The sequence below is a fragment of the Erythrobacter sp. S267 genome, assembly GCF_057365045.1.
Map to the genome: position 1 here is coordinate 1,145,009 of NZ_CP200298.1, position 25,610 is coordinate 1,170,618.

The 25,610-nt window shown below is 58.7% G+C and carries 26 protein-coding genes; 25 read left to right on the top strand and 1 reads right to left on the bottom strand.

Features of this window, described 5'->3' with window-relative positions:
• Nucleotides 1-41: 41 nt before the first annotated feature.
• The 23 genes from AC0V6X_RS05285 (at nt 42) to AC0V6X_RS05395 (ending at nt 21,221) form a co-directional block, all read left to right on the top strand.
• Complete coding sequence (locus AC0V6X_RS05285) at nt 42-1,115, top strand: SMP-30/gluconolactonase/LRE family protein (RefSeq protein ID WP_486183541.1); 1,074 nt, start codon at nt 42-44, stop codon at nt 1,113-1,115.
• A 126-nt stretch (nt 1,116-1,241) separates the two neighbouring features.
• Nucleotides 1,242-1,616 (top strand): NADH-quinone oxidoreductase subunit A, encoded by a 375-nt coding sequence (locus AC0V6X_RS05290; RefSeq protein ID WP_486183542.1) that lies wholly within the window; start codon nt 1,242-1,244, stop codon nt 1,614-1,616.
• Nucleotides 1,613-2,191, top strand: a complete 579-nt coding sequence (locus AC0V6X_RS05295; protein WP_486183543.1) for a NuoB/complex I 20 kDa subunit family protein — start codon at nt 1,613-1,615, stop codon at nt 2,189-2,191. The genes AC0V6X_RS05290 and AC0V6X_RS05295 overlap by 4 nt, the downstream gene beginning before the upstream one ends.
• Complete coding sequence (locus AC0V6X_RS05300) at nt 2,188-2,742, top strand: hypothetical protein (RefSeq protein ID WP_486183544.1); 555 nt, start codon at nt 2,188-2,190, stop codon at nt 2,740-2,742. The genes AC0V6X_RS05295 and AC0V6X_RS05300 overlap by 4 nt, the downstream gene beginning before the upstream one ends.
• Nucleotides 2,739-3,287: a hypothetical protein gene (locus AC0V6X_RS05305; protein WP_486183545.1), complete on the top strand. Its 549-nt coding sequence runs from the start codon at nt 2,739-2,741 to the stop codon at nt 3,285-3,287. The genes AC0V6X_RS05300 and AC0V6X_RS05305 overlap by 4 nt, the downstream gene beginning before the upstream one ends.
• Complete coding sequence (locus AC0V6X_RS05310) at nt 3,284-3,991, top strand: NADH-quinone oxidoreductase subunit C (RefSeq protein WP_486183546.1); 708 nt, start codon at nt 3,284-3,286, stop codon at nt 3,989-3,991. The genes AC0V6X_RS05305 and AC0V6X_RS05310 overlap by 4 nt, the downstream gene beginning before the upstream one ends.
• Nucleotides 3,991-5,202: an NADH-quinone oxidoreductase subunit D gene (locus AC0V6X_RS05315; RefSeq protein WP_486183547.1), complete on the top strand. Its 1,212-nt coding sequence runs from the start codon at nt 3,991-3,993 to the stop codon at nt 5,200-5,202. Before AC0V6X_RS05310 ends, AC0V6X_RS05315 begins: the two co-directional genes overlap by 1 nt.
• 180 nt (nt 5,203-5,382) lie before the next feature.
• Entirely contained in the window at nt 5,383-6,051 is a 669-nt protein-coding gene (gene nuoE, locus AC0V6X_RS05320) for an NADH-quinone oxidoreductase subunit NuoE (protein ID WP_486183548.1), read from the top strand.
• Complete coding sequence (locus tag AC0V6X_RS05325) at nt 6,051-6,251, top strand: hypothetical protein (RefSeq protein WP_486183549.1); 201 nt, start codon at nt 6,051-6,053, stop codon at nt 6,249-6,251. The genes nuoE and AC0V6X_RS05325 overlap by 1 nt, the downstream gene beginning before the upstream one ends.
• Nucleotides 6,241-7,533 (top strand): NADH-quinone oxidoreductase subunit NuoF, encoded by a 1,293-nt coding sequence (nuoF, locus tag AC0V6X_RS05330; RefSeq protein ID WP_486183550.1) that lies wholly within the window; start codon nt 6,241-6,243, stop codon nt 7,531-7,533. Before AC0V6X_RS05325 ends, nuoF begins: the two co-directional genes overlap by 11 nt.
• Entirely contained in the window at nt 7,530-7,664 is a 135-nt protein-coding gene (locus AC0V6X_RS05335; protein WP_486183551.1) for a hypothetical protein, read from the top strand. Before nuoF ends, AC0V6X_RS05335 begins: the two co-directional genes overlap by 4 nt.
• Nucleotides 7,664-9,679, top strand: coding sequence for an NADH-quinone oxidoreductase subunit NuoG (gene nuoG, locus AC0V6X_RS05340; RefSeq protein WP_486183552.1), 2,016 nt, complete (start codon nt 7,664-7,666; stop codon nt 9,677-9,679). Before AC0V6X_RS05335 ends, nuoG begins: the two co-directional genes overlap by 1 nt.
• Nucleotides 9,676-10,722 carry an NADH-quinone oxidoreductase subunit NuoH gene (gene nuoH, locus AC0V6X_RS05345; RefSeq protein ID WP_486183553.1) on the top strand — a complete coding sequence of 349 codons (1,047 nt, stop codon included), beginning with the start codon at nt 9,676-9,678 and terminating at the stop codon, nt 10,720-10,722. The genes nuoG and nuoH overlap by 4 nt, the downstream gene beginning before the upstream one ends.
• Nucleotides 10,723-11,181: 459 nt before the next feature.
• Entirely contained in the window at nt 11,182-11,670 is a 489-nt protein-coding gene (gene nuoI, locus AC0V6X_RS05350; protein ID WP_486183554.1) for an NADH-quinone oxidoreductase subunit NuoI, read from the top strand.
• A 45-nt stretch (nt 11,671-11,715) separates the two neighbouring features.
• The gene (locus AC0V6X_RS05355; protein WP_486183555.1) at nt 11,716-12,339 is read left to right on the top strand and encodes an NADH-quinone oxidoreductase subunit J; all 624 of its coding nucleotides are present in this window, start codon (nt 11,716-11,718) and stop codon (nt 12,337-12,339) included.
• Nucleotides 12,336-12,644, top strand: a complete 309-nt coding sequence (gene nuoK / locus AC0V6X_RS05360) for an NADH-quinone oxidoreductase subunit NuoK (RefSeq protein ID WP_486183556.1) — start codon at nt 12,336-12,338, stop codon at nt 12,642-12,644. The genes AC0V6X_RS05355 and nuoK overlap by 4 nt, the downstream gene beginning before the upstream one ends.
• A gap of 8 nt (nt 12,645-12,652) precedes the next feature.
• Complete coding sequence (nuoL, locus tag AC0V6X_RS05365) at nt 12,653-14,659, top strand: NADH-quinone oxidoreductase subunit L (protein ID WP_486183557.1); 2,007 nt, start codon at nt 12,653-12,655, stop codon at nt 14,657-14,659.
• Between the two features lie 15 nt (nt 14,660-14,674).
• Complete coding sequence (locus AC0V6X_RS05370; RefSeq protein WP_486183558.1) at nt 14,675-16,213, top strand: NADH-quinone oxidoreductase subunit M; 1,539 nt, start codon at nt 14,675-14,677, stop codon at nt 16,211-16,213.
• Nucleotides 16,213-17,691: an NADH-quinone oxidoreductase subunit NuoN gene (gene nuoN / locus AC0V6X_RS05375; protein ID WP_486183559.1), complete on the top strand. Its 1,479-nt coding sequence runs from the start codon at nt 16,213-16,215 to the stop codon at nt 17,689-17,691. Before AC0V6X_RS05370 ends, nuoN begins: the two co-directional genes overlap by 1 nt.
• Nucleotides 17,692-17,702: 11 nt before the next feature.
• Entirely contained in the window at nt 17,703-18,425 is a 723-nt protein-coding gene (locus tag AC0V6X_RS05380; RefSeq protein WP_486183560.1) for a biotin--[acetyl-CoA-carboxylase] ligase, read from the top strand.
• A gap of 10 nt (nt 18,426-18,435) precedes the next feature.
• Nucleotides 18,436-19,233: a type III pantothenate kinase gene (locus tag AC0V6X_RS05385; RefSeq protein WP_486183561.1), complete on the top strand. Its 798-nt coding sequence runs from the start codon at nt 18,436-18,438 to the stop codon at nt 19,231-19,233.
• Nucleotides 19,234-19,263: 30 nt separating this feature from the next.
• Nucleotides 19,264-20,931, top strand: coding sequence for a ribonuclease J (locus AC0V6X_RS05390; RefSeq protein WP_486183562.1), 1,668 nt, complete (start codon nt 19,264-19,266; stop codon nt 20,929-20,931).
• Nucleotides 20,931-21,221 (top strand): DUF1467 family protein, encoded by a 291-nt coding sequence (locus AC0V6X_RS05395; RefSeq protein WP_486183563.1) that lies wholly within the window; start codon nt 20,931-20,933, stop codon nt 21,219-21,221. Before AC0V6X_RS05390 ends, AC0V6X_RS05395 begins: the two co-directional genes overlap by 1 nt.
• A gap of 21 nt (nt 21,222-21,242) precedes the next feature.
• Here AC0V6X_RS05395 and AC0V6X_RS05400 read toward each other — a convergent pair whose 3' ends face one another.
• Complete coding sequence (locus tag AC0V6X_RS05400; RefSeq protein ID WP_486183564.1) at nt 21,243-23,816, bottom strand: coiled-coil domain-containing protein; 2,574 nt, start codon at nt 23,814-23,816, stop codon at nt 21,243-21,245.
• An 88-nt stretch (nt 23,817-23,904) separates the two neighbouring features.
• On the opposite strand from AC0V6X_RS05400, the gene AC0V6X_RS05405 reads away from it, so the two are divergent.
• Both AC0V6X_RS05405 and AC0V6X_RS05410 read left to right on the top strand, forming a co-directional pair.
• Nucleotides 23,905-24,213, top strand: a complete 309-nt coding sequence (locus tag AC0V6X_RS05405; RefSeq protein WP_486183565.1) for an Hpt domain-containing protein — start codon at nt 23,905-23,907, stop codon at nt 24,211-24,213.
• A gap of 149 nt (nt 24,214-24,362) precedes the next feature.
• Nucleotides 24,363-25,598, top strand: a complete 1,236-nt coding sequence (locus AC0V6X_RS05410; RefSeq protein ID WP_486183566.1) for a hypothetical protein — start codon at nt 24,363-24,365, stop codon at nt 25,596-25,598.
• Nucleotides 25,599-25,610 lie beyond the last annotated feature (12 nt).

Consider the following 25,610-nt stretch of genomic DNA (forward strand, 5'->3'; position numbering starts at 1 on the left):
CGGATAGCGGAAGCCTTCGCGCCAGATTGCTTCGAGCGCAATTGGACGAGGGTAAACCCGAAGCCGCGCTCGAAAGTCTTAGGTGGTTCCGGTCGAGAGACGTTGTCTTCAACGAGGAAGCGCAAACGATCATTCTCGATTTGATTGGCGAAGATCACGCTGAGACTGCTCGAACCTTGTTTTCTCCTCCTGCCGTAGTGATCGACGCCAGCGAGCCTTTTTCTACCCTGCCAGCGAAAGCTGGGTTGATCGAAGGTCTATTTGCGAGCGATCCGTATGGGACACTCGTCGCCACATCGGTGACGGGTAAGTCGATCCATCTGCGCCTTGTCGAGAATGATGAGAAGTGGACTTCGGTGGCCATACCCGGAGCCAATGACCTTTCAGGCATCGTAGGAGAGCCGGACGATTCAATGGGCTGGGTAGCCTCATCCAATCTCGATGGTTCGCAGGATACAGAGCCCGGCTTCGTCGGCTTGATGGGCCTGCGGACCGATTTCCAGAATCCCGTTCTCGTGCCGGCTCCAGCCAGTGCAAAGGCCGTTTCGGACCTCGTCATCGGGCCAGACTCGACGGTCTATGCCAGCGACCCTCTTAGCGGAGGCATTTATCGCAAGCCTTTGGGCGCGACGCAGCTGGAGGAACTGATCGCGCCGGGGCGTTTCAGGTCACCGCAAGGGTTGGCGCTGAGCAAGGATGGCGCCTCGCTCTATGTCAGCGACTATCGCTATGGCCTTGCGATGATCGATTTGGAGACAAAGGCGCTGAGCCGCGTGCAAAGCGATCTGCCCATTTTCCTCGATGGGATCGATGGGCTGTGGCGCTATGGGGATAGACTGATTGCGATCCAGAATGGCTCTTCGCCGATGCGGATCATTGCTCTCCAGTTGTCCGAGGATGGCCACCGCATCATCGATCACCGCATCCTTGAGCAAGCTCATCCAGACTGGACTGAACCCCTGGGTGGTTCGATTGCGGGCGATCACCTCTATTATGTCGCGACCGGACAATGGGAGCGGTATAGCGAGGGAGAAAGCTTGCTCGATAACCCTCCGATCCCGACTGAGATACGCAGGCTGGATTTGGGAGTTTTGCTGTCAGCAATAGCTGATTGAGCTGCACACATGCCTGAGTTCGAAATTCTGCAACATTTATGTGTCGGATTGGTCGAGTCGCACCCTTGCGTGAGGGGTAAGAGCCGCCTAGAGGCGGGGGCAGGGATAACAGCTTGGACATAAGTCGTGGTCGATCTTGCCCAGTATCTTCCGATACTGCTCTTTATTGTCGTCGCGTTTGGTCTCTCGGTCCTGTTTGTGTTTCTCCCCATGGGCGTCTCGCGCCTGACGGGGGCTCACAACCCGGATGCTGAGAAACTTTCAGAATATGAATGTGGGTTTCCCGCATTCGAGGACGCGCGCGCACAGTTCGACGTGCGCTTTTACCTCGTCGCGATTAGCTTCATCATCTTCGATCTCGAAGCGGCCTTCTTGTTCCCTTGGGCGGTAAGTCTGGGCGAAACCGGATGGGTTGGTTGGATCGGCATGATGACGTTTCTGTTCATCCTCGCCGTAGGCCTCGCCTATGAGTGGAAGAAGGGAGCTCTGGACTGGGAATGAGCACTACCATTACTCCTCCGAAGAACCTGCCTGATGTGAGCGCGCTCGAAACCGCTCAGCCGGGCGATGTGCGCCAACCGGACGAAGACTATTTCCGTGCGCTCCAGACTGAGGTGAATGACAAGGGTTTCCTCGTCACTTCGACCGAAGATCTGTTCCAATGGGCGCGCACTGGCTCTCTGTGGTGGATGACGTTCGGCCTTGCGTGCTGCGCAGTCGAGATGATCCACGTGAACATGCCGCGTTACGATATGGAACGCTTTGGCGCTGCGCCGCGTGCTTCGCCGCGCCAGTCAGACGTGATGATCGTCGCAGGCACCCTGTGCAACAAGATGGCTCCAGCCATGCGCAAGGTCTACGACCAGATGTCGGACCCCAAATATGTGATCTCGATGGGCAGCTGCGCCAATGGTGGTGGCTACTACCACTATTCCTACAGCGTTGTGCGCGGCTGTGACCGGATTGTGCCGGTCGACATCTATGTGCCCGGCTGCCCTCCGACTGCGGAAGCGCTGCTCTATGGCGTGATGCAATTGCAACGGAAGATCCGCCGCGCGGGGACGATTGAGCGATGAAGCTGTCCGGGATCGCCACTTTCGGTTTTGCAATCGCGTCGCTATTCAGCGCGCCGCTCGCTGCTGAGAGCGCAGCCGATTGGGAATGGTACGAAGCTGAACCTGGCAATGAGGCGTTCTCGGTTGAGGTGCCATGTTCGCCGGAAATGATGGCATCAGAGCCTCGCTTGGCTGCGATGCTCTCCTCAATGGGTTTTGACGAAGGCGCGGGCGTCGCTTGCTTCCGCGATGGCGTGATGATGGTCGCTGGCATTCGCACAGCGCCGATTCCGGAAGGTGTCGACATCAACATTTTCGACAGCATCCTCGAAGGCACTCAAGGTGTTGAAAAAGAAGGTGTGGTCAAAGGCCAGGCGGAGATTAGCGGACGCCGTGCGATGGTATCGCAGGAAAATGACGGTGAAACGCTCGCTCGCAGTGCCGTGATTGAAATGGGGCCCGCCAGTCTTTTACTGGTTATCACCGGTGGACCGATGGAAGAGGGTGTGCCTTTGGAAGAAGTCGGCCCGATCCTTGAACGGTATTTTGCCTCGCTGGAGATTGCTCCGTGATGCGCGCAAAGGCGTTTATGGTTGCTCTCGTTGGCCTAGCTCTTTTTTCGAGCGGCGTTGCCGTTTCGGCGCAAGAGGCAGTTGCGACAGGCGAATGGACACGCGTGGCAGTGCCGAGCGGTATGGTCTCGCTCGAAACCCATTGCGATGCGGGCAAGGAAAAAACCCTGACCCGCAGCGATGCAGAGGGCGTACGTTGCCTTGAGCAGGACTACGAGGTGGGAGTGGTTGTCGCTCCCTTCAGCATGTTTGGCGCTGATCAAACACCTGATGATCCGTTTGAGTTTCTGTTTGAAGCTTTCTCTGCGGAAGAACGGACGCTTTGGATTGAAAGGTCCGAAGTTGCGGGCTTTTCCGCCTTCCATGGTGTTGGTGAGGCTAGCGACGGCACGACGGGAACAGCCTTCGTCGATCTTGGCACCGGGCGCACCGTTGTGGTGCTTGTACGCGCGACCAAGGGGCGGGGTGATGAACCTACTGTAAGTGCCTTGCTGCGCCGAGCTGTGGCATCACTGGAAATTTCATCTCAGGAGGTTGCACCATGACAGTGCTCCATTCCGCTCCCAAATTCGCCTCAAATGAAGGCGTGCTTGACACTCTGTGCGCGGCGATGAGCGTTTGGCTCGACCGGGCGCATGAAAGCCACGGTGAGGTCATCCTGACCGCCAAGCGCGACAGCGTTGCCGACGTGCTCGCCATGCTGCGTGATGACCATGGCTATCAGCAACTGATGGAAATCGCGGGCGCCGACTATCCCGACCGCGCTGAGCGGTTTGAGGTGGTCTACATGCTGCTCTCGCTGACCAAGAACCATCGCGTCATGGTCAAATGCTCCACCGATGAAGCAACGCCGGTGCCGACGGTCACGCATTTGTGGCCAAACGCTGGTTGGCTCGAGCGGGAAGTGTTTGATCTTTACGGCGTCGTCTTCGCGGGCAATGAAGACCTGCGCCGCATCCTCACCGATTATGGCTTTGAAGGGCATCCTTTCCGCAAGGACTTCCCGATGACCGGCTATACCGAGCTGCGTTACTCGGAAGACGAAAAACGCGTGGTTTATGAACCAGTTGAGCTGCCGCAGGATATGCGCACGTTCGATTTCCTCTCCCCGTGGGAGGGTTCAGACTATGTGCTTCCCGGTGACGAGAAGGCTGAGGAACCCGCTCCTGAACCGGAGGAAGTCGAGGACGACGACACGCCGCCGGAAGACGGTGTTGAGTTCGAAATCAAAGACGGGGAGGCCGAGTAATGGGCGTCCATATCGAAGAATCGCCGACCACTGAAGGCGATGTCATCACCAACTACACGATCAATTTCGGGCCTCAGCACCCCGCAGCTCACGGCGTGCTGCGCATGATTATGGAGCTGGACGGTGAAGTCATTGAGCGTGTCGACCCCCATGTCGGTCTGCTCCACCGCGGCACTGAAAAACTGATCGAGCAGAAGACCTATCTGCAGGCGCTGCCATACTTCGACCGCTTGGATTACTGTTCCCCGCTGTGTCAGGAGCATTCCTATGTCCTCGCGATTGAGAAACTGCTCAATCTGGAGGTGCCTGAGCGGGCGCAATATCTGCGCGTGCTGTTCGCTGAATTGACCCGCATCTGTAACCACATGCTCAATATCGGCGCGCACGTCATGGATGTGGGCGCGATGACGCCCAACCTGTGGGTGTTCGAACTGCGTGAAGATTGCCTCAACTTCTTTGAACGGGCCTCAGGTGCGCGCATGCACTCGGCTTGGTTCCGTCCCGGCGGTGTGCACCAGGACGTGCCGGAGAAGCTGCTGGTCGACATTGGCGACTGGCTCGACAACCGCTTCTTCCAGCTGTTCGACGACGCGATGAGCCTCGTCATGGACAACCGCATCTTCAAACAGCGCAATGTCGATATCGCCGTGGTGAGCCGCGATGATGCGGTGGCATGGGGCTTCTCCGGCCCAATGATCCGAGCAGCGGGCATTCCGTGGGATCTGCGCAAGTCCCAGCCCTACGATGTCTATGACCGCATGGAATTCGACATTCCGGTCGGCACCAATTCGGATTGCTACGACCGTTTCATGGTCCGCGTGCAGGAGGTACGTGAGAGCGCCAAAATCATCAAACAGTGCATCCGCGATATGCCGCATGGCCCGATTGCGAGCACCGATGGCAAAGTCTCTCCGCCCAAGCGCGGCGAGATGAAGCAGTCGATGGAGAGCCTGATTCATCACTTCAAGCTCTACACCGAAGGCTTCCACGTGCCCGAAGGCGAAGTCTACGTCGCCACCGAAAGCCCCAAGGGCGAGTTTGGCGTGTATCTGGTGAGCGACGGCACCAACAAGCCATACCGCTGCAAGATCCGCCCAACGGCGTTCTCGCACCTGCAAGCGATGGACATGATGAGCAAGGGCCACATGCTGGCTGACGCGACCGCCATTCTGGGCGCGATTGATGTTGTGTTTGGGGAGTGTGACCGGTGACCTACGTTAAAAATGTCCTTGCTTCAGTTTTCGTCGGTATTGTCGCGTATGTCATGGTGATCTTAGCGTTGCTTGCGTTGGATTCTACCAACACTTTGATCGCTAAACCTATTGCGATCGTATTTTCTGTGGCCTTCGCAGTGGCTCTTGTGATTAGGCGAAAAGCGGAAGGGCAGGCTCATGGCTGACCGTACACCTGCACCCGATACGCCTGAACTCCGCGAGCGCTGGGGCTCTTTTGCATGGACGAAAGAGAACAAGGCGAAGGCGGATTACCACATCGCCAAATACCCTGACGGTCGTCAGAAATCGGCGGTCATGGCGCTTCTCGATCTCGGCCAGCGCCAGGTGGGCGCAGAGACCGACACGCAAGGTTGGCTCCCGCTGCCGGTGATTGAGTATATCGCCGACTATCTCGACATGCCGGTGATCCGCGTACTCGAAGTCGCGACCTTCTACTTCATGTACAACATGAAGCCGGTCGGGAAATATCACGTCCAGGTTTGCGGCACGACGCCGTGCATGTTGCGCGGTTCGGACGACATCATCAGCGCCTGCAAGAAGCGCGGGATGGTGAAGGGCGGCGTGTCCGATGACGGCCTTTGGACCCTCACCGAAGTTGAGTGCATGGGCAATTGCGCCACCGCGCCGATGGTCCAGATCAACGATGACAATTACGAAGACCTGACGGTGGAGCGCCTCGACAAAGTGCTCGACGCGCTTGCCGCGGGTGAGACGCCCAAGGCTGGCACGCAGGAGCCGGGTCGTCACACGTCAGAGCCTTCCGGCGGGCCGACCACGCTCAAAGAGATGGTCGATGCCAATCACGACTATCGCGGGGATTGGTGATGAACGGCGGGGTTCTCGCTCTTTTGATCGCAGGTTTCGCCTGCTTTGGCGTCGGCGCTTACCTGTCCGCGACGGGTGAGAGGAACACGGGCATCGTGCTTATGGGCATGGGACTTGTGTTTCAGGTTCTAACCCTTCGCCAGCTCAAGATGGCTCGGAAGAACCAACCTATTCAAAAGGATACGGGCGATGCTGGCTGACAAGGACCGCATCTTCACCAATGTCTATGGCTTCCAGGACTGGGGCCTGAAGGCAGCGCAAAAGCGCGGCGATTGGGACAATACCAAGGCGCTGATCGAGCGTGGCCAGGACGCGATCATTGAAGAGATCAAGGCGTCGGGTCTGCGCGGTCGGGGCGGGGCGGGCTTCCCGACCGGTCTCAAGTGGTCGTTTATGCCCAAGGAAAGCAAGGACGGACGTCCCAGCTTCCTCGTCATCAACGCTGACGAATCTGAGCCCGGCTCCTGCAAGGACCGCGAGATCATTCGGCATGACCCGCACAAGCTGGTCGAAGGCGCTCTGGTCGCTGGCTTCGCGATGCGTGCCCGTGCGGCTTACATCTACATTCGCGGCGAATATATCCGTGAGGCCGAGACGCTTCAGGCTGCCATCGACGAGGCTTATGACGCAGGTCTGATCGGTAAGAACGCGAGCGGCTCGGGCTACGACTTCGATGTTTTCATGCACCGCGGCGCGGGCGCCTATATCTGCGGCGAAGAAACCGCGATGATTGAGAGCCTTGAGGGGAAGAAGGGCCAACCGCGCTTGAAGCCTCCGTTCCCGGCGGGGGCAGGCCTCTATGGCTGCCCGACGACGGTCAACAATGTTGAGAGCATCGCAGTGGTGCCGACGATCCTGCGGCGCAGTGCAGAGTGGTTCGCGAGCTTTGGCCGCGAGAACAACAAGGGCACCAAGCTCTTCCAGATCAGCGGCCATGTGAACAAGCCATGCGTGGTCGAAGAAGCGCTCAGCATCCCATTCAGCGAGCTGATCGAAAAGCATTGCGGCGGCATCCGCGGCGGTAAAGAGAACCTGCTGGCTGTCATTCCCGGCGGATCGTCGGTCCCGCTGGTGCCTGCTGAGCAGATTTGGGATGCTCCAATGGACTTTGACGGTCTCAAAGAGCTCGGCTCTGGTCTGGGTACAGCCGGTGTGATCGTCATGGACAAGTCCACCGACATTGTCCGCGCGATCAGCCGCCTGTCTTACTTCTACAAGCACGAAAGCTGCGGCCAATGCACGCCGTGCCGTGAGGGCACAGGGTGGATGTGGCGCATGATGGAGCGCCTGCGCACCGGCGATGCAGAGATCGAAGAGATCGACATGCTGCACGAAGTGACCAAACAGGTCGAAGGCCACACAATCTGCGCGCTTGGTGATGCAGCAGCATGGCCAATTCAAGGCCTGATCCGCCATTTCCGCCCCGAGCTTGAGCGCCGGATTGAAGAACATAATGCGCAGTTTCGGGAGGCTGCGGAGTGAGTGATGCAACACTTGAACAAATCGCAATTGTCGCCTTCGTGGTCGTTGGCATCCCGTTTGTCATCTGGGACGTTCGCCGTCGCTGGAAAAGCGGCAAGACAGATTACTTCTCCGGCGATGGAGGCGAATAATGCCTAAGGTAACCGTAGACGGCGAAGAACTCGAAGTCCCGGCAGGCGCGACGGTCCTGCAGGCATGCGAGTTGGCGGGTAAGGAAATCCCGCGTTTCTGTTACCACGAACGTTTAAGTATCGCCGGTAACTGCCGGATGTGCTTGGTTGAAGTGAAGCCGGGGCCGCCCAAGCCTCAGGCCTCTTGCGCGTTGCCCGTGAATGAGGGGCAGGAGATCCGCACTGACACGCCGATGGTAAAAAAGGCGCGTGAAGGTGTGATGGAGTTCCTCCTCATCAACCACCCGCTCGACTGTCCGATCTGCGACCAAGGCGGTGAGTGCGACCTGCAAGATCAGTCCATGACCTATGGCAAGGGCTCGAGCCGTACGCAGGAAAACAAGCGCGCGGTGACCGAGAAATATATGGGTCCGCTGATCAAGACGGTGATGACCCGCTGCATCCACTGCACGCGCTGTGTCCGCTTCTCTGAGGAAGTCGCCGGCGTGGACGAAATCGGCGCGCTTTATCGCGGCGAGGACATGCAGATCACGACCTATCTGGAGCGGGCTGCGGCGCATGAACTGTCCGCCAACGTGATTGACCTGTGCCCGGTTGGCGCGCTCACCTCGCGTCCCTATGCTTTTGAAGCCCGTCCGTGGGAGTTAAAGCGCACGCTCAGCATTGACGTTTCGGATGCTGTCGGCGCGAATATCTCACTCCATTCCAAGGGCCGCGAAGTGATGCGCGCTCTGCCGCGCGTGAACGATGCGGTGAATGAGGAGTGGGTCTCGGACAAGGGCCGCTATCAGGTCGATGGCCTGATGAAGCGCCGCTTGGACAAGGTATTCGTCCGCAAAGACGGGAAGCTGGCAGCGTCCAACTGGTCTGAGGCGTTTGAAACGATCGCGACGACGCTAGGTGACGACAAATCCAGCATCGCAGCGGTCGCTGGTGATCTGCTCGATTGTGAGACGATGTTTGCGGCCAAGGCTCTGCTCAAAGCCTGCGGTTCGACCAAGCTTGAAGCGCGCCAGACCGGCATGACCTATGATGTGTCGAACATTGCGGCGGTCAATTTCAATTCGACCTTTGAAGGGATTGAGACCGCGGACGTGATCCTGATCGTGGGTAGTCACATCCGCTGGGAAGCGGCTCTCGTCAATGCCCGCATTCGCAAGGCTGCGAAAGCGGGCGCGAAGGTGTTTGTGGTAGGTCCTGAATGGGAGACGACCTATCCCGCGGAATTCCTGGGCGAAGACCTCAGAGTCCTGAACCGCGTGCCCAAGGCTCTTGGCGATGCGATGAAGGCGGCTGAGCGTCCTGCGGTTATTCTTGGCGGAGCGGCTTTGGCCAAGGGCGCTCTGGGACCGGCTCTCAAACTAGTCGATAAGTTCGGCCTCGTGAAAGACGGGTGGAACGGCTTCAACGTGCTGCATATGAGCGCGGCGCGGATGGGCTCGCTGATGCTCGACTTCACCGTGCCCGGCGGCATGGCGGAGATCGCGGCGGCAAAGCCCAAAGTGGTCGTCAGCCTCGGCGCGGATGAAATGGACTTTGCCCCGTTTGCGGACAGCCTCAAAGTCTATATCGGCCACCACGGGGACAAGGGCGCACATGCGGCGGATATCATCCTGCCCGCTGCCTCCTATGCCGAGAAAGACGGAACCTACGTCAACACTGAAGGCCGCGTGCAATTCGCTGAGAAAGCGGTCTTTGCACCGGGCGATGCGCGCGAGGATTGGACGATCCTGCGTGCGCTTGCTGATGCTCTGGGCGTGAATGTCGGCTTCGATAGTTTCTCCGAACTGCAGGCGAAGATGATCGCGGACGTGCCAGCTCTGGGTGAGGAGGGCCTCGCGGACTACGGCGCGCTTCCCAAAGCGGACAGCAGCGCCAAGGCAGAGGGCGCAATCACCGCCTATCCGATCGCGGATTTCTACCTCACCAACCCCATCGCGCGGGCGAGCGAGGTGATGCAGCAATGCTCAGCAGAGCTGCTCCACGCAGACGAGATCAAGGAGGCTGCGGAATGACCGAGTTCTTCCAATCCCTCGGCATGTCCTACGAATGGGCGTGGGGTGTGGCGACTTTCGCAGGCATTTTGATCATCTCGCTGCTGGTGATGTTCAGCGTGGCGATGGTCATTTATGTTGACCGTAAGGTGCTTGGCGCGGTGATGCTGCGTCGCGGGCCCAATGTGGTGGGGCCGTTTGGTTTGCTCCAGAGTTTTGCAGATGGCCTCAAGGTTTTCCTGCAAGAAACGATCATCCCGAGCGCTGCCAACAAAGGCATCTTCCTGCTCGCGCCGATCATCACATTCACGGTCGCGCTCGCCGCATGGGCGGTGATTCCGTTTGATGCGGGCGTTGTGCTGGCGGATATCAATGTCGGCTTGCTCTACATCCTCGCGATCAGTTCGCTGGGTGTTTACGGCGTCGTGATGAGCGGGTGGGCGTCGAACTCCAAATATCCGTTCTTCTCCGCCATGCGCGCAGCGGCCCAGATGATCTCCTACGAGGTCTCTATCGGCTTCATCCTGGTCTGCGTCGTCTTGTGGGCGGGCACCTTCAACATGAGCGGCATTGTCGAGGCGCAGCGCGGACACGGGCTGGGCATCGTCAACGGGTTCTTCTTCAATCCGCTGCTGTTCCCGATGTTCGTCGTGTTCTTCATCTCGGCCCTGGCAGAGACAGCGCGCGCGCCCTTCGACCTGACTGAGGCAGAGAGCGAGCTCGTCGCCGGATACCAGACCGAATATTCGAGCATGGCCTTCGCTCTGTTCTGGCTGGGTGAGTATGCGAACATCTTGCTGATGTGCTCGCTGTGCACGCTGCTATTCATGGGCGGATGGCTGCCCCCGATTGAATGGGCACCGCTCTACTATGTGCCGGGGATTGTGTGGTTCCTGCTCAAAACGTTCTTCTTCTTCCTGCTGTTCAGCTGGATCTGGGCGACCGTGCCGCGCTACCGCTATGACCAGCTGATGCGGCTCGGATGGAAGGTGTTCCTGCCGATGAGCCTGCTGTTTGTGGCAGCGATTTCAGGATATCTGATGGCGACGGGGCATTTCGGATGAGCGCGCTACGTAGAATCCTCGCGTTTGCCCTCTTGACGGCAGCAGCGCCTAGCGTTGCGCAGGTATTTGTCCCACCACCACCACCGCCCTCTTCGGGATCGGCGATATTGAAATGTCATATTGCTTCGCTTGATGGTGGCAGAACGACTGCGACGATCGAACAATACTTTGCGGGTCGTGGACGACCGCCAATCGCTTCGCTGATGTCCTCAGATGAAACGGTCATTTCCTCTATGCCAACCGCACCATCTGTGGCTGAGCGGAATTCTCTTCGGCGGTATACGGCATTTCAGGTTTCTCCCGGGGTTTGGCAGCTTCTGCAATTCTCGATCATGTCATCAACTAGTGATCGAACAATGGTGAAGATCTTCGAACAAGAAGAGCGCGAACCTATCCATGCGGAGGTTCACAATACGTTGAAAGCCGTCGGAATTTGCTCAGTGAATTTTGAGAACTAGAATGACCACCGCAACCCAACTCCTCAAATCGTTCACGCTCTGGGAATTTCTCAAAGCGCATGCGCTCACCTTGAAGTATTTCTTCAAGCCCAAGGCGACGATTAACTATCCGTTTGAGAAATCTCCGCTCAGCCCGCGTTTTCGCGGGGAGCATGCTCTGCGTCGCTATCCCAACGGGGAAGAGCGCTGCATTGCGTGCAAATTGTGCGAGGCGATCTGTCCGGCTCAGGCTATCACGATTGAGGCAGAGCCGCGCGAGGATGGCTCTCGTCGGACCACGCGCTACGACATCGATATGACGAAGTGCATCTATTGCGGCTTCTGTCAGGAGGCCTGCCCGGTGGACGCCGTGGTTGAGGGACCAAACTTCGAATACGCCACCGAAACGCGCGAAGAGCTGCTCTATGACAAGGCCAAGCTGCTCGCAAATGGTGACAAATGGGAACGGGCTATCGCAGCCAATCTTGAAGCGGACGCACCCTATCGTTAAGGGCGCATCAGCCGGGCGACCGGCGGGATCGGACAAACAGGGATCATGTTGCAAGTTCTAGCCTTCTACCTGTTCGCAGGGCTGGTCATCGCAAGCGCGGTGATGGTCATCATGTCGCGCAATCCGGTCCACAGCGTGCTTTGGCTGATCCTCGCGTTTTTCAACGCGGCAGGCCTGATGGTGCTGGTGGGCGCGGAGTTCATCGCGATGCTGTTGGTGATCGTCTATGTCGGCGCGGTCGCGGTCCTGTTCCTGTTCGTCGTGATGATGCTCGACATCGACTTTGCGGAGATGCGGGCGGGCTTCATCAAGAATTTCCCGCTGGGGATCGCCATCGCCGCGATCCTACTGGCAGAGATTGTCCTTGGCCTTGGCGCATACGGGGCAGGGGGCATTGAGCTGGGAACGCCGGATGGCTCTGCGGCGGCTCGCACCGATGTCAGCAATATCGAGGCGATCGGAGCGCTGCTCTATGGCCCCTACATCGTTCTTTTCGAAATTGCCGGGATCATTCTGCTGGTCGCGATGATTGGAGCCATCGTGCTCACCCACCGCGAACCCAAGCCGGGCGCGCGTGGCCGTCAGGACGTGGGCAAGCAGATCAGCCGCCGGCCCGAGGAAGCCACTGTTATGAAGAACCCGGAAGTCGGGCAGGGGGTCGAGCTGTGACCATCGGCATCGAACATTACCTTGTCGTCGGCGCGATCCTGTTCGTGCTGGGCGTGCTGGGTATCTTCCTCAACCGCAAGAATGTGATCGTCATCCTGATGGCGGTCGAATTGATCTTGCTCGCGGTCAACATCAACCTCGTCGCCTTCAGCGCGTTTATGGAAGACCTCACCGGGCAAATCTTTGCGATGATGGTGCTGACGGTCGCTGCGGCAGAGGCGGCCATCGGGCTTGCCATTCTTGTCATCTATTATCGCGGACGCGGGACCATTGCGGTCGATGACGTCAACCGGATGAAGGGATAAGCGGCCCCATGGACACTATCCTCATCATCGTCTTTGCTCCGCTTATCGCCTCGATCATTGCAGGTCTGGGCAACCGGATGCTGGGCAATACAATTGCCAAGTCGATAACGACTGGAGCTTTGTTCCTGTCCGCTGGGCTGAGCTGGCCGATCTTCCTCGGATTCCTAAGCGGTACTGAGGAAGCCTACGTCGTGCCCGTCCTGCAATGGGTGCAGTCGGGCGATATGACCTTCGACTGGGCGCTGCGGGTCGACGCGCTGACCGCTGTCATGCTTGTCGTGATCAATTCGGTTTCCGCACTCGTCCACATCTACAGTTGGGGCTATATGGAGGAGGACCCGGACCAACCGCGTTTCTTCGCCTACCTCTCACTGTTCACCTTTGCGATGCTGATGCTGGTGACGGCGGACAACCTCGTGCAAATGTTCTTTGGTTGGGAAGGGGTCGGGCTCGCCTCTTACTTGCTCATCGGTTTCTGGTTCAAGAAGCCGAGCGCTGGCGCCGCTGCCATCAAGGCCTTCGTGGTGAACCGCGTGGGTGACCTTGGTTTTATGCTCGGTATTTTCGGCACGTTCCTGGTGTTCGGCACGACGTCGATACCTGAGATCCTTGAGGCAGCGCCCGGCATGAGCGGATCGAGCATAACCTTCCTCGGTATGCGCCTCTACACGATGGATATCCTGTGCATCCTGCTCTTCATCGGAGCGATGGGTAAGTCGGCACAGCTGGGCCTCCACACATGGCTGCCAGACGCGATGGAGGGGCCGACGCCGGTCTCCGCGCTGATCCACGCAGCGACGATGGTGACCGCAGGCGTGTTCATGCTGTGCCGCCTCTCGCCCATGTTTGAGACCGCCCCGACAGCGCTCGCAATCGTAACCGTGATCGGCGCAGCGACCTGTTTCTTCGCAGCCACAATCGGCACGACCCAGTGGGACATCAAGCGGGTCATCGCCTACTCAACATGCTCGCAACTGGGCTACATGTTCTTCGCGGCGGGCGTTGGAGCCTACGGCGTCGCCATGTTCCACCTGTTCACCCACGCCTTCTTCAAGGCGCTGCTGTTCCTTGGCGCAGGCTCGGTCATCCACGCGATGCATCACGAGCAGGACATGCGTTACTATGGCGGTCTGCGGAAGAAGATCCCAATCACCTTTTGGGCGATGATGGCGGGAACGCTGGCGATCACCGGAGTGGGCGTGCTGGGCGTGTTTGGCTTTGCAGGCTTTTATTCCAAGGACGCGATCCTCGAAGCGGCTTGGGCGCGCGGCACGGGCACTGCGCATCTTGCCTTCTGGGCGGGCGCAGTCGCGGCATTGCTGACGAGCTTTTACAGCTGGCGCCTGATGTTCCTCACCTTCTGGGGCAAACCGCGCTGGATCGAGAGCGAGCATATCCAGCACTCCGTTCACAAAACCCCTGAGGAAGCGGGCGAGGACACGACCGGTGGCTACGCTCCGCATGAGAGCCCTTGGACGATGTTGGTTCCGCTGGTGGTGCTAACGCTGGGCGCGATCTTTGCTGGGTTCGTCTACAAATACCCCTTCGTCGATGGCTCGGCAGAGGCGGTAAACGGCGCGTTCTGGGGCGGCTCGATCTACTTCAACGAGAACCTCATCCATGCGCTCCACGGCGTGCCGCTCTGGGTGAAGCTTACCGCGACAGTAGTGATGCTGATCGGTCTTGCGGGCGCATACGTTGCCTACATCGCCAAACCAGACATTCCTGCCAAGTTCGTCGCGAGCTTTGGCTGGTTGCACAATTTCGTGTTCCGCAAATGGTATTTCGATGAGCTTTATGACGTGATCTTCGTCAAGCCGGCCTTCTGGTTCGGACGCCAGTTCTGGAAGCTTGGTGATATCGGCACGATCGACCGCTTCGGCCCCAATGGCATCGCTGTCGTGGTCCAGCGCGGGGCGGTTGCGGCAAAGACCGTTCAGTCGGGCTACCTCTACACCTATGCGTTGATCATGCTCCTCGGGCTGGTCGCCGCTGTGACTTACATACTGCTTTAGGGATCAGGCAGAGCAATGGACTTTCCCATCCTCACCACCATGATGCTGGTGCCGCTAGTCGGAGCGATACTGTGCCTGTTCTCAGGAGCGGGGGCCGCACGCGGCATTGCGCTTGCCAGCACGCTGGTAACCTTCGGTCTCGGCGTGATGCTATGGGCGGGATACGAGATCGGCGGCGCGCAGTGGCAGTTCCAGGAGAAGTATGAGCTCTTCGCGGGCTTTTCCTATGCGCTAGGGATCGACGGTATTGCCTTGATGCTGATCATGCTGAGCGTTTTCCTGATGCCGATCTGTATCTTGGCGAGCTGGGAAGCGATCCAAAAGCGCGTTGGCGAATACATGGCGGCCTTCCTGTTCATGGAAGTGCTGATGATCGGGACGTTCGCAGCGCAGGATATCTTCCTGTTCTACATCTTTTTCGAAGCGGGCCTCATTCCGATGTATCTGATCATCGGCGTTTGGGGCGGCGACAACCGGATTTACGCGAGCTATAAATTCTTCCTCTACACGCTGCTCGGCTCTGTCCTGATGCTGATCGCGATGTTCTGGATGGTTAGCACAGCTGGGACATCCGACATTCCGACGCTGATGCAATATGACTTCCCGGTTGGGCCGCAGTTCTGGCTATTCCTTGCCTTCTTCGCGAGTTTTGCAGTCAAGATGCCGATGTGGCCGGTCCATACTTGGCTCCCCGACGCGCACGTTCAGGCGCCCACGGCAGGCTCTGTTATCCTTGCTGGCGTCCTGCTGAAGCTGGGCGGATATGGCTTTATCCGTTTCAGCTTGCCGATGTTCCCGGATGCGAGCGGAGAGCTCGCTTGGTTTGTCTTCGCCCTGTCGATGGTGGCGGTGGTCTACACCTCGCTCGTCGCATTGGTGCAGGCGGACATGAAAAAGCTGATTGCTTATTCCTCCGTTGCGCACATGGCGCTGGTGACAGCGGGCCTGTTTGCTTTCAACGTGCAAGGGATCGAAGGCGCCATGATGATCATGCTGGGCCACGGCCTTGTATCTGGAGCGCTCTTCCTGTGCGTTGGCGTCATCTATGACCGGCTGCACACCCGCGAGATTGAGCGATATGGCGGGCTGTCGGTGAACATGCCTTACTACGCGCTGTTCTTCCTGCTGTTCACCATGGCCAGTGTCGGACTGCCGGGTACGAGTAACTTCGTCGGAGAATTCCTTGCACTAGCTGGCATCTACCAAGCATCGAGCTGGGTCGCGCTGATCTGCACCACCGGCATCATTCTGGGTGCCGCTTACATGCTCTACCTCTACCGCCGCGTCGCTTTTGGCGATCAGAAGAACGAGGACGCTGCTGGCATGGCTGACATTACCCCGCGTGAGTGGGCGATGATGGCTCCGATTGCGGCCGTGGTTCTCTGGATGGGCGTTTACCCCGAGAGCTTCCTCGCTCCCATGCGCGCTGACATTGCCGCGCTAGATGCGCAGATCGCAGCGGCGGCTCCGGCCAGCGACGCTGACCTTGCAGCGGGCGTGCCGCGTGGCGAAAGCGCCAATACGATTGAGTACGACACGGAGGGAGCGCACTGATGGACTTCGCCTCTTCTTTCGCGCTGATCGCGCCCGAGCTTTTGCTGGTCGCATCCGGACTCGTTCTGCTGCTTGTTGCGGCATGGGCAGGGGATAAGCGCGCGCGTCTTGTGACCATCCTTGCGGTAACTGCACTGTTCGGTGCGGGCTTTATGCTGGTGCCTGGGCTTCACTTTGGAGTGGACGGGCCGGATACCCTTGCCTTCGGCACACTGATGAAGGTCGACAGCTTCGCGCTGTTCGCCAAGGCGCTGATCTACCTCGCTGCCATTGGAGCCTTGATCGTCGCCCCTAGCTTCTTCGACAGCCCCGCTGCAGGAAGCGAGCGAGGGACGCGTGCTGAATACGCTGTGCTGGTGCTGTTCGCGACGGTGGGCATGAGCATCATGGTTTCGGCCAATGACTTCATGACGCTCTATATGGGGCTCGAGCTGAACTCGCTCGCCGCATATGTGCTGGCTGCGATTTTGCGACAGGATCAACGGTCGGCGGAAGCGGGCCTCAAGTATTTTGTGCTGGGCGCTCTGGCATCAGGTATCCTGCTTTACGGGATGAGCCTGCTCTATGGCTTCACGGGCGGGACGGACTTTGCGACCGTTCGTGCCGGGCTTGAGGGTGAGCTGGGCACCGGGCCGCTCTTTGGCCTGATCTTTGTGATGGCAGGCCTTGCGTTTAAGATCGCCGCCGTACCGTTCCACATGTGGACCCCGGACGTATATGAGGGCGCTCCGACACCCGTCACCGCCTTCTTCGCCACCGCGCCTAAAGTAGCCGCAGTAGCTCTCACCGCGCGGGTCGTGTTCGAGGTTTTCGGCGGACAGGTGCTCGCTTGGCAGCAGATCGTTATGTTCACCGCGCTGGCCTCGATCATCTTCGGAGCGTTGGGAGCAATCGGACAGGACAATCTGAAGCGCTTGCTAGCCTATTCCTCGATCAACAATGTCGGCTTTATCTTGCTGGGCCTTGCGGTGGCGACGCCTGCGGGTGCGAGCGCGATGTTGATCTATCTGTTTATCTATGTCGCGATGAGCCTGGGGAGTTTTGTCGCTCTCCTGATGCTGCGCGGCGAAGATGGCCAGTTGTACGAGACTTTTGGCGACATTGCAGGCCTTGCCGTGACGCGTCCTGGCATCGCATGGCCGCTCCTTGTAATGATGTTCAGCCTTGCTGGTATTCCGCCGCTGCTGGGTTTCTACAGCAAGTTCGTGGTATTCAATGCCACGGTCGAGGCTGGCCTCGTGGCCTTTGCTGCCATTGCAATCGCAGCAAGCGTGATCGGCGCATTCTACTACATCAAGTTCGTCAAAGTGATGTTCTTTGATGAGCCTGCGGGCGTTGTAACAGGCAAGAGCGATAAGTCGCATTGGGTGCTGCTCGCACTGATGACGCTGATCATCTCGCCGCTGGGCTATCTGCTGACGCCGTCGCTGACCGATCTTGCTGACAAAGCGGCCTCAGCGCTGTTTATCGCGCTTTAGGTTTTGGCGATTTGAGCGCTTCTCGGATTACGTTTGTCGACGAAACCGGTTCGACCAATGCTGACCTCTCAGCGGCTCTGCGTTCTCAGACTCCACCTCCTGCTGGATCGTGGCTGATAGCGCGCCGACAGAAAGCAGGGCGTGGGCGTCAGGGGCGCGAGTGGTTTGATGGCTCAGGCAACTTCATGGGCTCGGCTGTGGTATCGATTGAGAAAGGCGATCCAGCGCCTGCCTCGGTCAGTTTTGTCGCCGCATTGGCGGTGGCTCAGGCGATTGACGAAACGCTCGACGGCGTATGTCGTCCGCGGCTGAAGTGGCCCAATGACGTGCTGTTGGATGGTGGTAAGGTCTCAGGCATCCTCCTCGAAATGGTGGGGCAGCATGTCGTCGTCGGTATCGGTGTCAATCTCGCAAGCGCGCCTCAGCTTGAGGATCGCAAAACCGCAGCACTGGCAGATCACGCCCCTGCGCCAAAACTCGAAGCCTTCTCTGAGACGCTTGCCAACGTGTTTGAGCGGTACCTGGCAGCATGGCGGAGTGATGGTCTGACACAGGTGCTCCGAGGCTTTCTGCACAACTCAGACCATTTCTCCGGCGACCCGATTACCGTCCATGATACGGACGGTAGCCGCATCGAAGGAAGCTTTATTGGTCTCGACCCCGACGACGGCGCCTTGAAGCTACGCTTGGCGGATGGGTCGGAACGTGTCATTCGCGCTGGAGATATCTCCTAAGGAGCTCGCCATGCTACTCGCCGCCGATGTCGGAAACACCAATGTCGTCTTTGCGCTGTTCGAACCTGACGGGCAGGGCGGTTACCACTGCCCGCCGCGCGCGCGCTGGCGGATTGCGACCGACCCGCGCAGAACCGGCGATGAATATGCCGTTTGGCTGTACCAATTGCTTGCGATTGAAGGGGTGGCCAAGGAAGAGATCACCCAGATCGTCTATGCCTCCGTCGTACCGCGTGCAGACCACAATCTGAACGTCCTTTCAAAGAAGTACTTCGGCATTACACCGCACAAGGCTGGTGAGGGCAAAACCGCTTGGCAGTTCAAGATCGACGTGGATACGCCGAGCTCGCTTGGCGCTGACCGGGCGCTCAACATCATCTCCGCCCATCACCGCTATGGCGGCGACCTGATTGTCATCGACTTCGGCACTGCGACCAAGTTTGAAGCGATTGATGCCGAAGGTTCCTACAAGGGCGGGTCCATTGCACCCGGGATCAATCTGTCGCTCGACGCATTGGTCGGCAAGACCGCAAAGCTCCCACGCATCGCAATCCGTGCGCCGCAAAGCACCAGCGTCATTGGCAAGAATACCGAAGATCAGATGCTCATCGGCGTCTTCTGGGGCTATGTCGCCATGATGGAGGGCATTGTCGCGCGGATGAAGGCGGAGATAGGGCGTCCCGTCAAAGTCGTCGCGACCGGTGGCCTGGCGATCCTGTTCAACGAATCGAGTGATATTTTCGACGAAGTCTATGCGGATCTTACAATTGAAGGTCTCGCAATCCTCGCCCAACAAGCCAATGCGTGATCCGCGCATCAAGCTTAGCAAAGAGTATATGTGAAGAAGAATTACACACCTGAAAAGGAACTGCTTTTCCTGGCCCTTGGCGGGTCAGGAGAGATTGGCATGAACGTCAATCTCTATGGCTGTGACGGCAAGTGGTTGATGGTCGATCTGGGCATGACCTTCTCTGGAGGGGAATATCCCGGCGTTGATCTGGTCTTTGCAGATATCGACTTCATTGAAGAGCGTCGCGGCGATCTGCTCGGCATTGTGCTGACCCACGCGCATGAGGATCACATTGGCGCTGTGCCCTATTTTGCAGGCGAGCTTGGCGTGCCGCTTTACGCGACCCCATTCACTGCCGATCTGGTGGCGCGCAAGTTGGAGGAGGCCGGACTGCTGGGGCAGGTTGAGCTCAATGTGATTGCGGATGATCATGGTTCTTTCGACATCGGCCCCTTTGGCATAACCTACTTGCCACTTGCGCACTCGATTGCGGAAGGCAACGCGCTGCTCATCGACACGCCCTATGGCCGCGTCTTCCACACCGGTGACTGGAAGCTCGACGAAGACCCGATCATCGGCGAACCCACTACAGAGGAAGAGCTGCGCGCGATTGGCGATGAGGGTGTGATGACGCTGGTCTGCGACAGCACCAATGTCTTCAATCCCAATCCGTCGGGCTCAGAGGGCGCGGTGCACAAGGGGTTGATGGAGGAAATCGGCCGCCACACCGGCAAGCGGGTGCTGGTCACGACCTTCGCAAGCAATGTCGCGCGCCTTCAAACGCTTGGCGAGGTGGCGCGGGAAACCGGACGTCAGATATGCGTCGCAGGACGCTCGCTCGACCGGATTATCGAGGTTGCGCAGGATAATGGCTACTTGCAAGATTTTCCGCAGCCGGTCGACTTTGACACAGCCATGCGTCTGCCTCGGGGCGACATCCTGATCATCGCCACCGGCGGGCAGGGGGAGCCGCGCGCGGCGCTCTCCCGGATCGCTGATGACAACCACCCACTCGAGATGGTTTCAGGCGATGTCGTGCTGTTCTCCTCGCGCCAGATCCCTGGAAATGAAATCGCGATTGGGAAGATGCAGAACCAGCTCGCGGCCAAGGGGATTACCATGATCACCGATCGGCAGAGCATGATCCATGTCTCTGGCCACCCCGGCAGGCCAGAGCTGGAAGCCTTATACGAATGGCTGCGGCCAGAGGCGCTAGTCCCTGTCCATGGCGAGATGCGTCACATGATGGAGCAAGCGCGGCTCGGTAAGGCGAACGGAATCGCCTCCAACATCGTGCAGTCGAACGGAGATATTGTGCGGCTTGCGCCCGGCGAACCGGGTAAGATCGCAGAGGTGCAAGCGGGCCGACTTGTACTCGATGGTGATATCATCGCGCGCGCTGATGGCGAAGCGGTCGCCATGCGCCGGCGCGTCGCGCATGAAGGCTTGGTAATCGTTGTTCTCGCGCGCGGGGCTCAGCCAATCATCGAGGCGATTGGGCTTCCCCTTGAAGAGGATATGGACGAGTTCATTGAGGAGACGCAGAGCGACATTCTCAAAGCCATCGGCAAGCTCAAAGGGCATGATGCAAACGATCCAGCGGCGGTCCACGAGGCGGCTCGTTTGGCCGCGCGGCGTGCGGCTCGGCGCTGGTCTGGCAAGAACCCGCAAGTTCGGGTGATCATGTCGGCCCTCGGCCAAGGAAAGCGCGCCTGATGGAATGGACGTCCATTATCGCGATCTATTTCCTCATCTGGGTGATGAGCGCCTTCATGATGCTACCGTTCGGCGTGAAAACCGCTGATGAGGCTGGGATAGAGAAGGTTGCGGGCCAAGCGGAAAGCGCGCCGGTCAACTTTCGTCCGGGACGCATACTTATCCGCGCGACAGCGATTTCCATCGTGCTGACGACGCTGTTCGTGCTCAACTTCGAATTCGGTTGGCTCACGGCGGAAGATCTCGATATCTTCCCCGAACCCTCTGAGCAGATCGGGCCACGCGATTAAGCGAACTCTGCGGCGGAGACCTTACTGCCGGAAGCGCTCAATCGACTGGGCAAGGGCGACATAAAGCTTGCCCATATCCGACCCCAGGATCGTCACGCCCAACGCATTGCCATCGCGTGTCGAAAGCATCGAACGCAGCATGGCTTCGAAATCATGGATGTAGCGGCTGACATTGGCCTTGAAAGCCTCATCCGACTGATAAAGTTCCGCAATTTCCTTGGCATCGCCACTGTCCATCAGGCGCACAGCACGGCGTGTGAAGATTCCGCGGTCGCCTTTCAGGTAAGCATCCCAAGCGGTGTCGGTGACTTCGCTCGACAAGGCTGAGGCAATGTCGATGGCGTTCGAATTGAGGCTGTCCGTGATGAGAGCCATGCGGCGGGCAAAGTCATTGCCAACCTGCTCCTCCGACTGTTCGCGAGCGCGGGCGATGCGTTGCTCCAGATTAAGGGTCAGCTCGTTTACCTTGGCCAGTTGGTCGCGCAGTTGAGCGGTCGCTTCGCGGCCAACGCCTGACGCATGGGCAGCGGCTTGTTCCAGCTTGCCCACGGTCTCCGCCGTATCGTTGCGCAGGGCGCGCTCAATCTCGGTCGCTGCCTCCTTGGAGAGGGTCTGAGCCATCGCGCCCACTTTCTCGCGAGCGCCCTCATCAAGGGCAGTGAAGGCCGACGCGGTCGCTTCTTCGAGCGCGCTGAGCGATTGCCGCAAAGTGTCCTGGGTCTCACCGGCAAGCGTCTCACTGCGTCCTGCCAATTGCTCAAAGCCACTGCGAAGCCCCTGAAGCTTCGCCAGCGCGTCTTCTGAGTGATTGGATAGGTTCGCCTGCAGCTCGGCAAGGGAACGATCTGTTTCGCTCACCGTCTCCTGCGTTTTGAGCAGGTAAGCGGCTACGTCTTCGGACTTCTCACCTGTTGCGAACATCATGGCCGACAGTTTCTCGGCGCGTTGCTCAACCCCTTCGAGCGCCCCTGATGCGGTTTCAATGGCGGCGGGCAAGTCCTCTCGGCTATGGCGCGCGCCGGACTGGATGATCTCTAGCAAGCGAATGCCCGCTTCGGTCAATTCAGCCAGCTGGGCCTCCGTCTCGCTCAGCGCGGCGCGCTTGGCGGTCAGTTTCTCTTCAAGCGCGTCGAGCCCTTCAGCAAGACCAGAGCGGGTGGTTTTACCATGCTCGTCAATCTCACCGATCAGTTTGGACAATGTCTCTAATTGCTCGGTCATTGCCGTAGACTGGGCGACCAGTTTCTCGGTCTCCTGCGTCTGGGCCTCACGGCGCTCTGCGGTCGCATCGTCGAGGTCGGCAAGGCGTTGGGCAAGCACTTCGCTCGCCTGGGTTTCGCGGGTGGAGAATTCTTCTTGCCGCTTGCCGATTTCTTCCATGAATTTCTGGTCGCGTACGGTCAGGCGGTCATCGAAACGCCCAGCTTCGGCATTGAGGTCTGCGATACGTTTTTGTGCGGCGGTGATCGCTTGCTTGTCCAACCGGTCAAGCATTTCGACGGTTTTGGTTACGTCGGTCTCAAACCGTTCACGCGACGTTGAGAGCTGCTGCATCGCATTGTCTTCCGCTTCACGCAATTGAGCAGCGGCCGACTGCGCTTCGCTTTGGAGCGCTGCCATGTGTTTACTGAGGCTTGCGAGCGCCTGGCTTTCAACCTGTGCAATTTCCTCGCGGTAGTCGCCAGTGTCGGTCTTAACCTGGTCAAGGCGAGTGCCAATCGAGGTCTCAAGCTCCTCCAGTTCAGACTGAAAGCCAGCGATGATTGTGCTGATCCGCGTCTCAAGCGCGCTGACCTGTGTCTCGCTCGCCTTGCCGAACTGATTGAGCCGCTCAAAACCGGTCACCAGCTTATCGATTTGTTCCTGTGCCGTGCGACCGGCATTGCCGACCTGATTGGAGACATCGCGCGCGGAATTGGCGACGACAGGCAGGTCATCGCGCAAGCGGTTCATATTGCTGAGCGCCGTCTCGCTTGCACTGCCGATCGCGTCGACTTGTTTTCCATTGTCGCGGATCAGGTCCTGCAATTCGGAGGCGTGGGTGGAAATCCGCTCGCTCGCAACGCGGCCAAGCGATTCCAACTCGAGTGATTGTGCCCCCAGAAACTCACGCGCAAGGCTGAGTTCGCGGTTCACAACGGTCAACCGGGTTTCCAACTCGCGGCTCTCTTGCGACAGCATGGCAGCGGTTTGAGAGAAGCGCTTTGCCTCTGCGCGGGAGTGGCGCATGGTCAACAGCCAGATCACACAAACGAGTAGAACCGGAGCGGACCAATCAATGATCCAACTGGTCCATTGCGCCGGACTTACCGCGGCGGCATTGACCAATTCCGGCCACATCGCCCATAAATAAAGCCCTGTCCAAGCTACAATTGCGCCAATCGCAAGGGTAGGGGCCAGCCATCCGAAAGGCTCTTGAGCAGGCTCAAACGCGGCTTCATCCACGTAATCTTCGGTATATTGCGACAGATCGAGCGAGCCGTCTTCATCTGCAATCACCTCTGAATTATCAGAAGGTTGCGCGTCGCTCTTAACATCGCGTCCTGCTGCATCAATGGGCTTGTCTGCATTCGCGTCCCGGCCCACGGCTCTCATATGGCGTCCTTTTGGCATAGACTTAAGATACCACAGGAGAGCCCGGGATAAACCCCGCATTAACTCCTTTCCGCTTAGCGTCCCGCCCATGGCCTATGAAAACGGAGCCCTCGATGCGACTTTGGCAGCGGCCGCCGGTGATGATCCGGCGTTGCTGAGCGAGTTGCGTGTCGCGTTTGTAGAAAGCGCGCAAAAGCAGCTTGATCTGCTGCGTCGATCCCGATGCGACGGCAATTGGAACGTTGCTGCGATGCGTCTAAAAGGCCTTGGAGCAAGTTTCCATGCTGAGGAACTGGTGATCGCCGCTGAAAACGCGCTCGAATCCGCGCCGGGCGAACCTGCAGCCATTCGCGACATCGAAGGCGTATTGGCGCGATTCTCTGCCGCCAGCGCCTAACTTGCCGAAAAGCGTTGTTTCGCAGCCTTTTTGGGCCCGACTATCGGAAATCAGGGGTTTGAGCGCGATTGACGCTTGAAACACGCGCGCAGGCCTGACTAGCCATAGCGCGCGGCGTCTCTGCCGTGAGCTTGTCTGGAACCCGCCGCTTGCGCACTGCATTCATCGAAGCTGTCAAACGCACCGCCACGGGCGAACTGCGCGCGTCCTTGACCTTGGGCGGGCGGAGTGTTCTCGCATGGCAAGCTGACCTCATGCAGGCATTGGGGTGTGAGCGCTTTATCTGTCTGAGCCATGGCCAAAGCCACGAGATCCTCCAGCTGCAACGCACTATTGAAGGGGCTGGGGGCACCTTTCACACCATACGCGGGACGCTCCAACTCACCGGGCTTGTCCACGCTGACGACGAATTTGTGATGTTGCGTGATGGGTTGGTGCCTGATGAGACGCTGATCGAAAGCCTTGTCGGCACTGTGGAAGGTGAGGTTCCCAACCGTCTCCAGCAGGGCATAGCGACAATACCAGCCACGCATCCGCTGGCTGAGAATTATCCGGACGACTTTGAGCGCATTGATCGTGACCGGCATTGGGCTGGATTTGCGGTTATGCGCGCCTCCCATGTCCATCAACTCGCTGATTTTCCTCCTGATGGTGAAGCAGTGTCGCTGCTGTTGCGATTGGCTTTGCAAGCAAGGGTTGAGTGCAGAGCTCTGGATATCGCCCCTGGTGACGATTCGAAGTGGGTTCTTTTCAGCGATGCCGGTAGCTTGGCGGAGCGAGAGAAGGCGTTGATCTCGGCGCGCCGTTCAGACCTCTCCGACAGCGGCTTTAGCGGCGCTGCGGCCGCACAACTTGTGTCGGGTATAGCCCCCCGTTGGCTAGCCAAAGGGAGCGAGGCATCTGCCGCTCTGGCAGGGGTATTGGGGCTTTCGAGCGTCGCGATCCTGAGCTGGAGCGTATTTGCCGGGGGACCTGCTGCGATCGCTCCTTGGGCGCTTATTCTCCTAGCGCTGGCGACACTCGGAGCGGAAGCCGGCATTGCATGGGGACGTTTGCGCTCGGCGCTTTGGCCGCGTTCTCGCACGCCTTTGGCTGTGGGGAAGCTGCGCGCCGCGATGGATATCACCGCCGCTGTTTGCCTAATCTTGGCGAGTGGATTTGCGCCGAACCTGGTGGTCCAGACGTGCTTGCCTCTATTTGCCATAGCCCTCGCGAGATTGGCGGTGGAAGGTAGCGTGGGCTGGCTCAGCGGCTTTTGGAGGGATCGCGCTCTTCATCTGACCGGATTTGCAGTGGCTGCGGTGGGCGGTGTCTTGAGCGAGGCGCTTGCACTGTTCACACTTGGGGCAGTTGCGCAATTGATGCTGCGCAGGCGTGCCAATTGAGCTAACCCAAGC